This is a genomic window from Rathayibacter sp. VKM Ac-2926, assembly GCF_022815565.1.
Classification (GTDB): Bacteria; Actinomycetota; Actinomycetes; order Actinomycetales; family Microbacteriaceae; genus Rathayibacter; species Rathayibacter festucae.
The window spans coordinates 1-13,905 of sequence record NZ_JALGRS010000020.1; the positions used below are offsets into that span (position 1 = coordinate 1).

Genomic DNA, 13,905 nt, shown 5'->3' on the forward strand with positions numbered 1-13,905 from the left:
GATGCGTGTGTGGTAACCCACATCGTCCCGGAGGTCTTCTTCTACGTCACCCGTTCACAACGTCCCGAGGAACTACACCTAGAGATTCCGGTCGGCGGAGGTCAGCGGCGCTCCGGCGACGCTCAACGCGAAGGACTTCAGGTCGTTCGGGTCTTGGCGGTGGGGTCGAGGGAGCGGATGACGGTCTGGGTGGAGATGGTGGTCGGCGCGTAGGAGTGGCCGATGGCGAAGGCGGTGGTGGTCAGCATTCCGTCGCTGATGCGGGTTCGGCTTGGGATGCCGGGCAGCGGCCACTGCTGCGGGGTCTCGCCGTCGGCGCCGGTCAGCACCGCATTGAAGTTGGTCAGCGAAGCCGCGCGTAGAGGGGCCGGAGACGACCGAAACCTTGTTCTGCGTACTGGGCAAGCATTCGCTGACTCTGTTGCCGATCTCTGTCTCGGCCGAGGCGGCTGGGGCCAATCGACCGTGCGCGACTTGAGCGAGCCTGCGTAGTTCTGCTCATTTCGAGAAGTCAACCTCCGCGATCACTGAAAGTACTGCCATGCTTCCCGCGCGGTGCGCTCTGCAGCGCCCCTGGAATGCACGGAGACAGTCATGCCTCGCTCTGCCCGCCTGTTCTCACTCGCCCTCTCGGCGCTTCTGGTCGGCGGAATGGTCGCCGTCGCGCCGAGCGCCGTGGCTGAGACGGCCGCCCCGCTCAACTCGTCCATCGAGCCGGCGCCGCACGACCGACCGCCCGTCAAAAGGCCACCCGTCCCGAAGGTGAACTCGGAGTCGCCTCAGGCTCGAGTCGCCGCCGGCCCTCCGGCGAACGACAGCATGGCCTCGGCGACCGTGATCCCGGCGCTTCCGTTCGTCACCTCCAGCGCTCCCTACTACGGCGCCACGCTCGAGGCGAACGAACCGACGTCCTGCCGGACGACAGATCCCGACCACAGTGACTACTACTCCGACGTCACCGAGTCCGTGTGGTTCCGCTACACCGCGACGGCCCGGCAGACGCTGACCCTTCAGGGCTACGTCGGCGACAACTACTCGGCGGTCAACGCCTACCCGGCCGGCGAGCTCGCGGAGCTCAACCGCGTCGCCTGCGTGGAGACCGAGTTCCGCGAGACCAACTATCTGCAGGTCGAGACCGGGAAGACCTACTACTTCCAGGTCGGTGTCGCCTTCGGCTGGTACTCGGGAGATCCCGACCCCGCCACCCCGAGCGACCTCGTCCACCTGAGCATCACCGCGAGCCCTCCTGTCGCAGGCACCACCGTCGCTTCCGCGACGGCCATCCCCTCATTGCCCGCGTCCATCTCGGCCTCGAACGCTCAAGTCGATTCGAACTGGTACACCCCCTACGACTCCTGCTCGAAGATCGAAGTGATGAGCGGCAGCGTCTGGTACCGCTATCGGGCGCCGGTGACTCAGAACGTGCAGGTCGACCTGCGGCAGAGCGCGCCCGGGCAGGCCTTTATCGTCTACAACTCCGACGGCGCGAACCCCACCTACGTGGAGACCTGCCCCCGGCCCAACGGCGAGACGGACTACGAGGGTGGAACCGCCGCTCTGGATCACTTCACGGCGGAGGCGAACCGGACGTACTTCATCCAGGTTGCGAGCAGCCATTCGAGCGGCAGCGCCTACACGTTGAAGCTCGCGGCCGTCTCCGGGGTCTTTGCGACCTCGGTTCCCACCGTCACCGGCACGGCAGCGGTCGGGGGAGAACTGACGGTCGAGGCACCGGCGTGGACGCCCGAGCCCAGCTACTACCGGTACGAGTGGTTCCGCAACGGCACCCGCATCGACTACGCGAACAACGCCACCTACTGGCCGACGGCCGAGGATGCGGGCACCAAGCTCACCGCCTCGGTCACGGGCAGCCGCACCGGCTACGTCTCCGCGACGACCACGAGCGCCCCGGTCGCCGTTGCGGCGCCGCTTCTCACCCTCATGCCCACCCCGACGATTTCGGGCACCACCACCGTGGGTTCGACGCTCACCGCGAACCCGGGTACCTGGGATGCCGGTGTCACCCTGAGCTATCAGTGGAAGAAGAACGGCGGCAGCTACATCTCCGGGGCGACGGCGAAGACGTACGTCCTCCAGCCGGCCGACGCCGGCACGACGCTGACCGTTTCCGTGACGGGAACCAAGGCGGGCTACTCGCCTGCCACGAAGACCAGTGCCACCACCGCGGTCGTCACGAATGCTGCCGCGATCACCGGTCTGACCCCGACGATCACAGGGACCGCGACGGTCGGGCAGAAGCTGACCGCCGTCGCGGGGACGTGGAGCCCCGCTCCCGTCACCCTCGCGTATCAGTGGAAGCGCGCGGGTGTTGCCATCACCGGGGCCACCGCTTCGACCTACACTCTGGTCGCCGCGGACTCCGGCGCAGCGGTGACCGTCTCCGTGATCGGGACGAAGAGTGGCTACGCGAGTGTGACGAAGACGAGCGCGGCGGTCACCGTCAAGGCTGCCCTGCAGACGCTGATGCCGACGCCGACCATCACCGGGACCAAGACCGTCGGCGCGACGCTCACCGCCCAAACGGGCACCTGGGACGCGGGGACGACGCTCACCTATCAGTGGAAGAAGAACGGCGGCGCGTACATCACCGGCGCGACCGCGAAGACCTACGTCCTCAAGGGCAGTGACGCCGGCGCTACCCTCACCGTGTCCGTGACGTCGACGAAGCCGGGCTACTCGCCGGCGACCAAGACCAGCGCCACGACGGCCGCGATCGCCGCCGGCACGCTGACGTCGGCGACGCCGACCATCTCGGGCACGGCGGCCGCCGGTCAGACGCTCACCGCAGCCCCGGGCGCGTGGGGCCCGAGCCCCGTGACCTACGCCTACCAGTGGAAGCGCGGTACGACCGTGATCTCCGGCGCGACCGGAGCGACGTACACGGCGACTGCGGCCGACGTCGGCGCGAGCCTGACCGTCGCCGTCACCGGATCCAAGACGGGGTACACGAGTGTCACGAAGTCCAGCGCAGCGAAGGTGATCACCAAGGGCACGCTCGCCGCCCCGACCCCGACCGTCACGGGCACGAAGAAGGTCGGCTCCACCCTGACGGCCGTCGCCGGCACTTGGGGCCCGGCTCCTGTCTCGCTGAGCTACCAGTGGTACCGCTCGGGCACACTGATCAGCGGCGCGACGACTGGTACCTACAAACTCGTCACCGCTGACAAAGGGAAGACCATCACCGTGAAGGTGACCGGGACGAAGACGGGCTACACCACCACCGCGAAGACGAGCGCGGCGACGGCGGCCATCGGCTGATCCACATGGGCTCGGCGTCCTCGCCTTTGTCGAGGACGTCGAGCCCATCGATCGATCCCCAGTCGGCCATGCTCGCTGCAGGCTGAGGTCCATCGGCAGAGCGAGAGCTGGCTCCGGATGGCCCGGTCGTTGCCGCATTCCGGTCGTCGGCGAGTCGACTCGAACGGTTCCACTCGGCTTCTAGACACGGTCGAAATTCATGAGGCCGCAGAGGGTGCGCCTAGCGAGTCCCGGTCAACCCTCTTCCGCGGCATGAGCAGCCATAGAATATGGAGGTGTCATCCTCTCTAACGCAGGACGACGCGGTCGCCAGGTACTTGAAACGGTCAGCCCTGATCCCGCGTGTCGCATTTGCTGTCGTCCTCCTAGTCCTGATTGCCGGAATCATTCTGACGTCAACACTTGCCGTTCGCGCAGGAGAGTTGTCTGCTCAGTCCGCCGCTGCTGATGTCGCGCTCGCTGACTCGTCGTCAGTTCTTGCGGACGCGGAAAGCAAGCTCAAAGGCGCTCAGAACGCGGAGATCATCGCGCAGAACGACATGGAGGGGGCGCTCCAAAGGAACGCCCAAACATACGATCTCGAGATCGCTCGCGGAGTCGAGAACGGAAGCATTCCAGCTCCCGTTTGGCCAGCCAGTTTCGGCTACGACGCGGAGCTGAAGGCGAAAATGGACGCAGCGGACATTGCGGCACGAGAGCCGTTCATCATTGCCACAGAAGCCGCTGACTCCGCTGAGCGTCGCCTCGCCGAGGTGCGCGAAGACAACGCGGCAACCCTCGGCACTGCGATGGCGCTGAGTGCGGACGCTGAAGAAGCCCGATCTCAGGTGATCGGCGTCGGTGCGGCGTCGGCGATTGCGGTAGCGGTGTTCCTGATTGTGTGGTTCATTCTGTCAACGCTGACGGCCAGGGCTCGCGCCACGATGACGCTTCAGAGCAGACCTCGTTCCGTGAATCACTCCTGATCCCGCCGAGCGTCGCGGAAAATCCAACTCAGGTGCTGGTACTGGTGCTACACGATCGAGCCAGGGTTTCCCGGCGTCTCGGGAGTATCGAGCGCTCGCAGTCCTGCCCGGGCCAAAGCTTCCGGCTGAGCGAAGCTCGCCCGCGCGGGCGGCCCGTGCGATTGCACCTCGATCTCGGACGATCACCGTTGCGCCGTGTTGCCGCGGGGCAATCGTGTCCGAGGACTCACGCCCTCGGTCTGTCGATCCGAGTCAGCAGGGCGTGATGTTGCCGGCGTCGCGGGAAAGGGTCAGCTCACTGCCGAGAACCCTGGCGGTGTCGATGTGGAGACGCTTCAGCGAGACGACTGTGTCGGCGGGGACGCAGGTGGGTCGGCTGAGGGTGATCGGCCGATTCTGGCTCGCCGCGACCACCGAGCCCGAGAGTGCGTCCGCGAAACCCTCACCCGATGCCAGGTAGGTCGTGTCGAGGAGGTTCCCGAACCAGGAGCTCTCGTTGATCAGCCAGCTCGTCTCGTAGCGGTCGGCACCGCCTATCCGCTCCGTGTACCGGAAATCGCCGGAGGAGATCAGTTCGTTCTCGATCCCTGCCGAGATCGAGGGCGTTTGTCCGATCACGACGGCTCGGGCGGCGTTCAGGCTGCTGAGAAGTGTTCTGGTCGGTCCGTCGAGCTGGTTTCGGGCGCCGTCGACGAGCAGGACGGGGTGCCCGATGCTTCCGGCGACCGGCGCGACGGAGAGAGCGTCGGGGAAATTGTTGCCGGTGGCGAGGTACACCTTGTCGAAGCCGTTCGTGTCGGAGGAGAAGCCGTCCGTGACGATCTTGCGCGACGTGTCGTAGCGGTCGGTTCCGCCGATCCGCTCGATGTTCCGGACGAGCGCGTCGATCTGCGAGTAGACGGCGTTCGAGACGGTTGCGTCGCTGCCGACGATCACGGTCCTCTTGGGAGCGAGCCGGCGGATCTCGTTCGCCACGACGGAGGGCAGCGCGAGCGGGTCTGTGAGCAGGAGTGCTCCGTCCTGCTTGGCGGCTGCAGGGGCGGCACTCAGCGCGTCGGCCCAGCTCGCGCCGCTGGCGATGTACAGCACGGGCACTCCGGCGCCGAACGTCTGCGTCGCCGCGACGGAGGTGCCGTAGCGATCCGATCCCTCTACGCGGGTACTTGAGAAGGAGTAGGCGGACGGGGAGAAGTCGAACCCTCGACCTCCCGGCTCTCCCGCGCTGATCGGTTGCGCGGCTTCGAGGTTGCTGGCGTTGTTCCAGTACTCATCACCGACGGACGGGATGACCTCTCCATACGGCGCCTCGACGAGACGCACGACGCAGTCATCGCACCCGACGTCCGAGATCACGTAGTCCGCAGTCTTGCCGCTCTCCACGGTCACTTCGGCGTAGTTTCCGATCTGGAAGGCGTAGCCAGGCTCTTCGGACGGGCCCCAGGCAGTGACGCTGTAGAAGTGCGTCCCGGGTACGTCCGCAGGCGCGGTGATCGTCCCCCTGATGGTCGGCTCCACTGGCTCTTCAGCAGCAGTGGCCGGGGCTATTCCGATTCCCGACACGACCAGAGCACTGATCGCGGCGGATGCCAGCAGGAGCGCTCGGAGGCGACGGACGGGGTGACGATGAAGACTCATGTGACGCTTCCGATGGTGCGGCTCTCGTGAGGGACACGATGTCCTGAGCGTAGAGGGGATGACGTTGTTTTCGTACCCCCGTCTTGCCCCGTTGTCGACGAAGGCGTCGCACTATTCACCATTGGGTTCCGTGCAGGACTCAGGCATCTCGTGAAGAAGATCTCGGCGACGCGCAGGGAGTGATTCGCGTGATTCCAGAAGAATCTCCTACGGGCTCTAGTGATCACGACCTTCTGCAGACCGCTTCAGTGCACCTGGGCGCCGCGCGAAGTGTGGGCAACGGATCTCAGCAGCTCGTCGAGCGCATATCGCTCTCCGAATCAGCCCCGGACGACCGACGGTGACCAGGCGTGCTCGAGGAAGAGCTCGGGGTCGCCCTCGCCGTCGGCAGGGATCGACCAGATGTCGGTGTCTCCCGCCGCGCCCTCGCGGGGGAGGCCGTAAAGCAGGGTGTCGTCGTCGAGCCACACCACCTGATCGTCCACACTCCGCTCCTCCGGCAGCACCGTCTCCACCCCCGACGCCAGATCGAGCACCGCGATCCGCCAGTCCGGCACCCCGTCGCCGACGTCCTTCTTGTACGCGACGCGCGTCTCGTCCGGTGAGAGCGACGGGCACTCCGCCGTGTCATGGATCGCCGTCATCGTCCGCGCCGACATGCTCCCGCGCACCAGCCACGTCCGCGACCCCGACGCCGCGGTCGCGTAGAAGGTGTCTCCGTCGTCCGCGAAGGTGACCCCCCACAGGTTCCGGTCCGCGGCCGTCAGCGGAGCCCCGGCGACGCTCAGCGCGAAGGACTCCAGATCCCCCGGGTCCGGCACGGCCGGGTCGAGGGAGCGGATCACGGTCTGCGTGGAGAAGGTGGTCGGCGCATACGAGTGCCCGGTCACGAACGCGGTGGTGCTCAGCATCCCGTCGCCGATGCGGGCGCGGCTGGGGATGCCGGGCAGCGGCCACGTCTGCAGGGTCTCGCCGTCGGCGCCGGTCAGCACGGCCTCGAAGGTGGTCAGCACGCCCCGGTCGGTGCGCAGGCAGAGCTCCATCGACTCGGTCGCGGCGACGCGGTCGCAGGCGCGGTCGGTGAGGGTGCGCGCGGCACCCGGGTCGGCCAGCGGTACGGAGGCGACCAGTCCGTAGCCCTGGCCGCTCGCGGTGTTGCGGAAGACGATCCGGTCGCCGTTCGCGGGGGCGCCGGTCGAGACGGCGACGGCCGAGTCGGCGGAGGCGCGCGCCTGGTACCGCGCCCAGGCGCCGGCCCCGTACACAGCCGCGCCGCCGAGCAGGGCGACGGCGGCCACCACGGCGATGATCCAGCGCGCGCGGTCCGAGAGGCGGCCCGCCTGACCGGCCGTCATCCCTTCTTCTCCGCGAAGCGCTCGCGCAGCAGCAGCGCCGCCACGGGGAGGGCCGCTGCGAGGCCGACGGCGACGGCGATCATCGCGCCCTCCCGGCCGAGCCACAGCCACAGCGCTCCGAAGCCGACCGACGCGAACAGCCGCGCGACCGCGACGACGGTCTGGGCCGCGGCGATCCCGCTCGCCCGGATCTCGGCGGGCACGCTCGCCCCGGCGACGGCCGCGAGCACGCCGTCGGTCGCGGCGTAGAAGGCGCCGAGCAGCAGCAGGCAGGCGATGGTCACCGCGAGCCCGGAGGCGGGCGATGCGGCGAGCACGTAGACGGCGAGCAGCAGCACATGGCCGGCCGCGAACATCCGCGCGCGGCCCCAGCGGTCGGCGAGGCGGCCGAAGGGGATCGCGAGGGCGAGGTAGGCGGCGTTCGTTCCGACGTACAGCAGCGGGAACCACTGCGCCGCGAAGCCGCTGCGGCTCTGCAGCACCAGGTACACGAAGCCGTCGCCGACCGTGAGCAGCCCGAGCAGGCCGGCGGCGAGCAGGAGGCGGCGCGGACGCCGGTCCCAGAGGCGGCGCCAGGGCAGCTTCGTTCGAGCCGTGCCGCCGGCGATGCGCGTCCGCACGTCCGGCACGAACAGCAGCAGCACGACCACGCCGAGCGTCGCGAACGCGGCCGACAGCACGAAGACCGTCGAGTAGCCGTCCGGCACGAGCAGCAGCACGACGAAGGCCAGGAGCGGCCCGATCGTCGCGCCGACGGTGTCGAGCATCCGGTGCACGCCGAAGGAGCGGGCGAGCGACGCCGGCTCGGACGAGGCGGAGATCATCGCGTCGCGGGGCGCGGTGCGGATGCCCTTGCCGAGGCGGTCGACGGTGACGACGGCGGTGAGCGCGGCCGGGCCGCTGCCGGCCAGCAGGCCCAGGCGCGCGAGCATCGACAACCCGTAGCCGGCGAGGGCGACGAGCTTGGGCCGGTCGGTGCGGTCGGCGGTCCAGCCGGCGCCGATCCGGACGAAGGCGCTGACGCCCTGATAGAGGCCGTCGAGGAAGCCGTACGCGAGCGTCGACATGCCCAGCGCGGCGGTGATGTAGAAGGGGAGGATCGCGGCGGTCGACTCCGAGGAGATGTCGGTGAAGAGGCTGACGATGCCGAGGGCGATGACGGCGGGGGCGATGCGCGACGGGCCGGTGCTGCGCGCGGGCTGCTCCGCGGCGCCCTCGGGTCGGTCGGACAGGGAGATGTACACGTCTAGCCGCCGTTCGGGTGCAGGACTGCGATCAGCGAGTAGCTCATCCGCGGGGTGCCGGTCGGCGTGACGGAGAGGCTCACGCTGTCCTCGCCCGCGGTGAAGACCATCGCGGCGCCGTCGGCGGGCGCGTCGACGGCGGCGGAGGTGAAGCCCTGCGCGGCGAGCGAGCGGCGGTAGCTCTCGACGATCTGCTCGGCGTCGAGGGCGACGGTCGCGGTGAGGCCCGAGCGCAGCGCGTCGCCGGCGGGCTCGACCGAGCTCGAGGCGACGATCGAGTCGGGCAGCGGGGCGACCACAGCGGAGGGGTAGCCGGCGACCAGCGCGCGGGTGGCGCTCGCCGCGGCGGGCAGGGGGAGGGAGACGAGGGCGGCGCGCGGGGTGGAGTCGGGCAGGCCGGTGTCGACGGGGGCGGGGCCGGAGACCTCGAGCGGGGCGGAGGGGTCGGCGACGGCGGCGGGGTTCGACGGGTCGGGCGGGGTGACGGTGGCGGCGGAGGTCGCGCCCGGGGTCGCGGCGGCGCCGGGGGAGGAGGTGGTGCCGGAGGAGGGTGCGCCGGGGGAGGAGGTGCCCGCGGAGCCGGTCGCGCCCGCGCTGATCGGGCTGCTGTCGCCGGGGCCACCGGCGGTCGCGTCGAGCACGAGGGCCCCCGCGACCAGCACTAGGGCGACCGCTCCGGCCCCCACCAGCAGGCGTCGTCGAGCGTCCAAGGGGTCTCCGGATCCGGGCGCACCGACGATCGTGGCCGGCCAGGATCCGTCCATCCGCGTCGGGTCGCGTCTCGCGGATCTTAGCCCTCGCGGACGTGGACCGCACCTGTGGCTACGGTGGACCGATGGGATCGAGGCGGGCGGCGGTGATCGCGGGCGTCGTGCTGCTCGGCCTGCTGACCGGCTGCGCGACGGGCCCGACGGCGGGCGTCGACGAGCAGATCCTCGCCGCGGAGGAGCTCGGCGACACTGCGGTGGGTGCCGCGGAGTCGCTGCATCCGGTGCTGATCGGCGCGGACCTCCGGGTGTCGGTGCGGGGCGGCAAGCCCTCGGCTCGGCACGACGACGAGCGCTGGGTCGAGCTGTTCCTGCGCCTGGTGCCGCAGGGGGCGGGGCCCGAGGCGAGCCGGGAGATCCAGGAGGCGATCGGCGGCGAGCTGCTCGCCGACGGCTGGGTCGCGGACGAGCTGACGCAGGACGCCGCGGAGACCGGCGAGGGCGCCGAGCTGTGGTTCACCCGGCCGGGCGCCGAGGGCACCGCGACCTGGGACGGCGACTCCCCGGGCGACTGGCACGTCTCCGTCCGGGACCGCCTCGACTACGTGCAGATCGACGTCCAAAGCCCGTTCGCCCTGACGACGGACACCCAGTACGCCACCACCGACGCCGTCGAGGCCCGCCACCCGGAGTGGCGGAGCCCGGACGGCGTCCTGCCGTGACCGCGTGCTGACCGAGCAGCCGTCCCATGCTGATCGAGTAGCCCGCTCCGCGGGCGTATCGAGATCCACCGTTCTCCCGCGGTCCGGCCGTCAGGTCAGGCGCTCCGTCAGGTGGACGGCGACGTCGTCGCCGATGTCCTTGCCGAGCTTCTTGCGGAGCTTGGCGCTGATCGAGAGCATGTGGCCGCCGGCGCCGGTGGGCATCAGGCCGGCGGTGAGCGGCTCGCCGTCGACGGTCGCGACGACCTTCACGGACTTGCCGGTGCCGAACAGCGCGGCGGAGTCCGGCACCTCCACGCACGACCAGAGGTCGCCCTTCACGGTGACGCCGATCGGCGCGGTGAAGGCGACGTCGATCGGGCCGACGCCGTTCATGCCGGGACCGCCGCTGCTCGGCTCCGGAGTTCGGCTGCGCAGGTCTCGTCGTGGTCGGGCATCGTCGTCCTCCAGGTGTGGTCGGTGCGGCAACCCAACCACAGGAGGCGTCAGCTCGTCAGCAGGCCGATCCGCTCCGCCGAGAGCGGGCGGTCGGCGTACAGGACGACTCGGGCCGTCGGGTCCGGGCTGTGCGCGTCGGGGCCCGTCCACGCCCGCACGAGGCCGAGGCGCTCGACGGCGCGGTGGGAGCGCCGGTTCTGCTCCGCGACGACCGCGGTGATCGGCAGCTCCGGGCGGAGGAGTCGGGCCCGGTCGATGCCCGCGCTGGCGATCTCCTGCGCGTAGCCCTTGCCCCAGTGGTCCGGGTGGAGGGTGAACGCCACGTTCCACGCCGTGCCCGCGAGGAGCGAGCAGCCGCCGACGCCGATCAGGCCGGGTCCGCCGCGCGGGCTCCTTTCGCGGACCACCCAGCTGCTGAGGCCGTCGCGCGCCCACTGCTCCCGCCGCCGGTCGAGCACCGCCCGGGTGTGCGCGCGGGAGGGGTGCAGGAGGAGGGGATCGCCCTCGGCCAGCCGGGGATCCGAGTAGAGGGCGAAGAGCTCGTCCAGGTCCGTCTCGGCGGGTCTGTGGAGCAGGAGCCGCTCGGTCGACTCGACCGGGCTCGGCTCCGCGCCGTCGCGCTGTTCGTCCCCGCCGTCCATCGGGCGAGCCTCTCACGGGGCGTCGACCGGGTCGAGGAGCTCGCAGGGCGCTGCCTGCCGGTCGCGGAGGCGGCGGGGCGCTGCCTGCCGGACGAGGTGGCCGCGGGCCGCTGCATGCTGGTCGAGGAGGCGGCGGGGCGCTGCATGCTGGTCGAGGAGGCGGCGGGGCGCTGCCTGCCGGTCGAGCTGGCCGCGGGGCGCTCCATGCTGGTCGAGTAGCCCGAAGGGCGTATCGAGACCCGGCTCCGAGGGGCGGTGGATCTCGATACGCCCGCTGCGCGGGCTACTCGATCAGCATGGGGCGGGGCGGCCCCGTTCTTGTCGGTCGAGGAGCCCGAAGGGCGTATCGAGACCCGCCCCGCCGACGCAGTGCCTCCTCCACAGCCCCGGTTCAGCCGCCGATCGTCCCGCTGCCCCCACGAGCCGGCCCCAGTGTCGGTGGTCCCTGATTCAATACTCGTATGACGGAGTTCGGATCGACGGAAGAGGCGCTCGAGCACCTGCGCGTGCTCAGCGCCCGGGCCGCCGCGAACGCCCGCGCCGCGGCGCAGCGCCGCCTCACCGAGGCCGAGGACCTCTACGACTTCCACCGAACGGCCCTCGCCCACCAGCACGTCTTCGCCCGCGGTGCGACCCCCGGCGAGACCCGCGATCTCGTCGAGCGCTCCATCCGCGCCGAGCTCGCCGTCGCCGAGGGCCTGCCGGAGCAGGTGATCGCGCGCCGCCTCGAGAACGCGCAGCTGCTGATGGAGCACCTGCCGCTCACGCGGGCGCTGCTCGCGCAGGCGCGACTGCACTGGGAGGAAGGGGAGGCGATCTGCGCGACCGCCGGAAGCCTCCCCGAGGCCTCCCGCGCCGCTCTCGACGAGCGTGCCGCCGAAGCGGCGACGTCGATGACGCTCACGCAGCTGCGCCGCGCCCTGCGCCGCTGGCGGGAGGAGCTGCACGAGGATCCCCTCGCCCACCGGCACGCCCGCGCCCGCGAGGACCGCGCCGCCTGGGTCACGCCCGACATCGACGGAATGGCCACGCTCTGCATCCACGGCCCGGCACCCGCGGTGGTGGGCGCGCACGACCGGCTGCGCCGCATCGCCCGCACGCTGCGCGACGAGGGCGACCCCCGCACCCTGCAGCAGCTCAGCGCCGACGCCGCGATCGACCTGCTCTGTGACGGCGACATCGCCGGGACCACGCCGAACGCCGAGCACCGGCCGGATCCGACCTTCGTCCCCGGCGTCCGCGCCGAGGTGCGGCTGACGCTCGCCGCATCCACAGCGGTCGGCCTCGACGAGGCGCCCGCTGACCTCGACGGCTACGGCCCCGTCCCCGCACCGATCGCCCGTGAGCTCATCCGCACCGCGGCCTCCTTCACCCGCGTCCTCACTGATCCGGACACCGGTGTCGTCGTCTCGGTCGGACGCACCCAGCGCCTCCCGCCCGCCCGCATGCGCCTCCACCTGCAGCTGCGGGATCAGACCTGCCGCTTCCCCGGCTGCACCCGCTCCGCCAGTACCAGCGAGGCCGACCACACCCTCGAGTGGCGCAACGGCGGCGAGACCTGCCTCGAGAACCTCGTCATGCTCTGCACCTCCCACCACCACGTCCGGCACGGAGAGCAGTGGAGCTACGACCCGGTCGACTCCGGCGGGACGATCGTCTGGACGAGCCCCACCGGCCGGCGGATCAGCAACCGGCCGCCGCCTCTGCCCGGGCGCCCGCCCGACCCGCCACCCGAGCCCCGCTTCGTCGACGTGCCCGCACCGTTCTGACGGGTGGCCTCGACGCGCCGCGCAATGCGGGCTGCTCGATCGGGATGCAGTGCTGCTTCGGCGACTGCGCGGTCAGCATGCGGTTGCTTCATGGCTGCGCAGGCGGCATGCAGTGCCCGCTTCGTGGGCTGCGCGGTCAGCATGGAGCGCCGATCCTCTCCTGGGCGCCTGTTCATGCTGGTCGAGTAGCGCGCAGCGCGTATCGAGACCCGGGTGAGCAGGCGCGCCTCCACCGAGGTACTGAAATCGGTGGATCTCGAGACGCCCGCGAGGCGGGCTGCTCGATCAGCATGCAGTGCCCGCTCCGCGGGCTACTCGGTCAGCGACGAGCGCGCGTTCCGGCGGTCCAGCTGGTCGACCGCTCCCGTCCGCTCCCTGCGGGTCGCGACCGCAGGCTGGGCGAGCGCCGCCGGCTGCTGCCTGCTCACGACGGCCCCCTCCGTCGGGCTGCTCGCCCTGCGCGCCGGCCGACCGCTTCCGGCGAGACGACCGCGGACTCCTCCCGCTCACGCGCCTCGTCCTCCCGGCGGCTCAGCCAGCCGGGGCCCTCCCGGCGCAGCCGCTCGACCTCCGGGCTCGGCGACACGGGCGCGCGCCGCCGCCGCCGCGCGAGACCGATCTGCTTGACGACTCCCACGACGACTCCGGTGCCGAAGAACGGCAGCCCGATCCCCGCCACCAGCCACAGCGGAGCGTGGCGGCGGCCCCCGCCGACGACCGCGGCCGGGTCCCAGCCCACGTCCGCGGCGAGCACGACGATCATCGCCACGAACACGCCGCTGAGCACCGCCAGCGTCCAGGGGTGGCGGAGGAGCAGCGCCTGCGCGCGCTCCGACACCCTCCGCCTCGCCATTCCGCGAGCCTAGGGGCCGGGTGGTCGCGCCCGCGATGCCGTCGGGCTGCCCCTCTGGACACGACCGCGGCCGTGCGGAAAACTGGGGGCGATCGTGAGACCCGGCCCCCGTCTCCTTCGACTCTCGAGCGCACGCGCGCACGCGCCGCTCGAGAGGTGGAATCCGCCCTCCGGTCTCACGACCCGCCACAGACCGGTTGCGTCGCCTGGATTCCACGGGGGTGGGGTCGGGCCCGGTCTCGCCCCCTTCTCCGTGCGCCGACTACGACCCCGGACTCGCGGATCACGACGGGATCG

The 13,905-nt window shown here is 70.9% G+C and carries 12 protein-coding genes; 4 read left to right on the plus strand and 8 right to left on the minus strand.

Annotated elements, in window-relative coordinates; all coding sequences use genetic code 11:
* Window positions 1-137: 137 nt before the first annotated feature.
* Window positions 138-329, minus strand: coding sequence for a hypothetical protein (locus tag MT351_RS19240; RefSeq protein ID WP_243582974.1), 192 nt, complete (start codon window positions 327-329; stop codon window positions 138-140).
* A 490-nt stretch (window positions 330-819) separates the two neighbouring features.
* On the opposite strand from MT351_RS19240, the gene MT351_RS19245 reads away from it, so the two are divergent.
* Both MT351_RS19245 and MT351_RS19250 read left to right on the plus strand, forming a co-directional pair.
* Window positions 820-3,279: a hypothetical protein gene (locus tag MT351_RS19245; protein WP_243582975.1), complete on the plus strand. Its 2,460-nt coding sequence runs from the start codon at window positions 820-822 to the stop codon at window positions 3,277-3,279.
* 275 nt (window positions 3,280-3,554) lie between these two features.
* Window positions 3,555-4,244, plus strand: a complete 690-nt coding sequence (locus MT351_RS19250; RefSeq protein WP_243582976.1) for a hypothetical protein — start codon at window positions 3,555-3,557, stop codon at window positions 4,242-4,244.
* Between the two features lie 252 nt (window positions 4,245-4,496).
* Here MT351_RS19250 and MT351_RS19255 read toward each other — a convergent pair whose 3' ends face one another.
* From MT351_RS19255 to MT351_RS19270, 4 genes are all read right to left on the minus strand, one after another.
* Window positions 4,497-5,759, minus strand: a complete 1,263-nt coding sequence (locus tag MT351_RS19255) for a cell wall-binding repeat-containing protein (RefSeq protein WP_243582977.1) — start codon at window positions 5,757-5,759, stop codon at window positions 4,497-4,499.
* A gap of 440 nt (window positions 5,760-6,199) precedes the next feature.
* Window positions 6,200-7,234: a hypothetical protein gene (locus MT351_RS19260; protein WP_243582978.1), complete on the minus strand. Its 1,035-nt coding sequence runs from the start codon at window positions 7,232-7,234 to the stop codon at window positions 6,200-6,202.
* The gene (locus MT351_RS19265) at window positions 7,231-8,478 is read right to left on the minus strand and encodes an MFS transporter (protein WP_374204794.1); all 1,248 of its coding nucleotides are present in this window, start codon (window positions 8,476-8,478) and stop codon (window positions 7,231-7,233) included. The genes MT351_RS19260 and MT351_RS19265 overlap by 4 nt, the downstream gene beginning before the upstream one ends.
* 2 nt (window positions 8,479-8,480) lie before the next feature.
* Complete coding sequence (locus MT351_RS19270; RefSeq protein ID WP_243582979.1) at window positions 8,481-9,188, minus strand: hypothetical protein; 708 nt, start codon at window positions 9,186-9,188, stop codon at window positions 8,481-8,483.
* 125 nt (window positions 9,189-9,313) lie between these two features.
* Between MT351_RS19270 and MT351_RS19275 the strand changes: the two genes are divergently transcribed.
* A complete protein-coding gene (locus MT351_RS19275; protein WP_243582980.1) occupies window positions 9,314-9,907 on the plus strand; it encodes a hypothetical protein in 594 nt (197 codons plus the stop codon).
* 90 nt (window positions 9,908-9,997) lie between these two features.
* Here MT351_RS19275 and MT351_RS19280 read toward each other — a convergent pair whose 3' ends face one another.
* Both MT351_RS19280 and MT351_RS19285 read right to left on the minus strand, forming a co-directional pair.
* Window positions 9,998-10,282, minus strand: a complete 285-nt coding sequence (locus MT351_RS19280; RefSeq protein WP_132435539.1) for a DUF1905 domain-containing protein — start codon at window positions 10,280-10,282, stop codon at window positions 9,998-10,000.
* Window positions 10,283-10,392: 110 nt separating this feature from the next.
* Window positions 10,393-10,986 carry a GNAT family N-acetyltransferase gene (locus MT351_RS19285; protein ID WP_243582981.1) on the minus strand — a complete coding sequence of 198 codons (594 nt, stop codon included), beginning with the start codon at window positions 10,984-10,986 and terminating at the stop codon, window positions 10,393-10,395.
* A 461-nt stretch (window positions 10,987-11,447) separates the two neighbouring features.
* On the opposite strand from MT351_RS19285, the gene MT351_RS19290 reads away from it, so the two are divergent.
* Window positions 11,448-12,755 carry an HNH endonuclease signature motif containing protein gene (locus MT351_RS19290; RefSeq protein WP_243582982.1) on the plus strand — a complete coding sequence of 436 codons (1,308 nt, stop codon included), beginning with the start codon at window positions 11,448-11,450 and terminating at the stop codon, window positions 12,753-12,755.
* 424 nt (window positions 12,756-13,179) lie between these two features.
* On the opposite strand, the gene MT351_RS19295 is transcribed toward MT351_RS19290, so the two are convergent.
* Window positions 13,180-13,608, minus strand: a complete 429-nt coding sequence (locus MT351_RS19295) for a hypothetical protein (RefSeq protein WP_243582983.1) — start codon at window positions 13,606-13,608, stop codon at window positions 13,180-13,182.
* Between the last annotated feature and the right edge of the window lie 297 nt (window positions 13,609-13,905).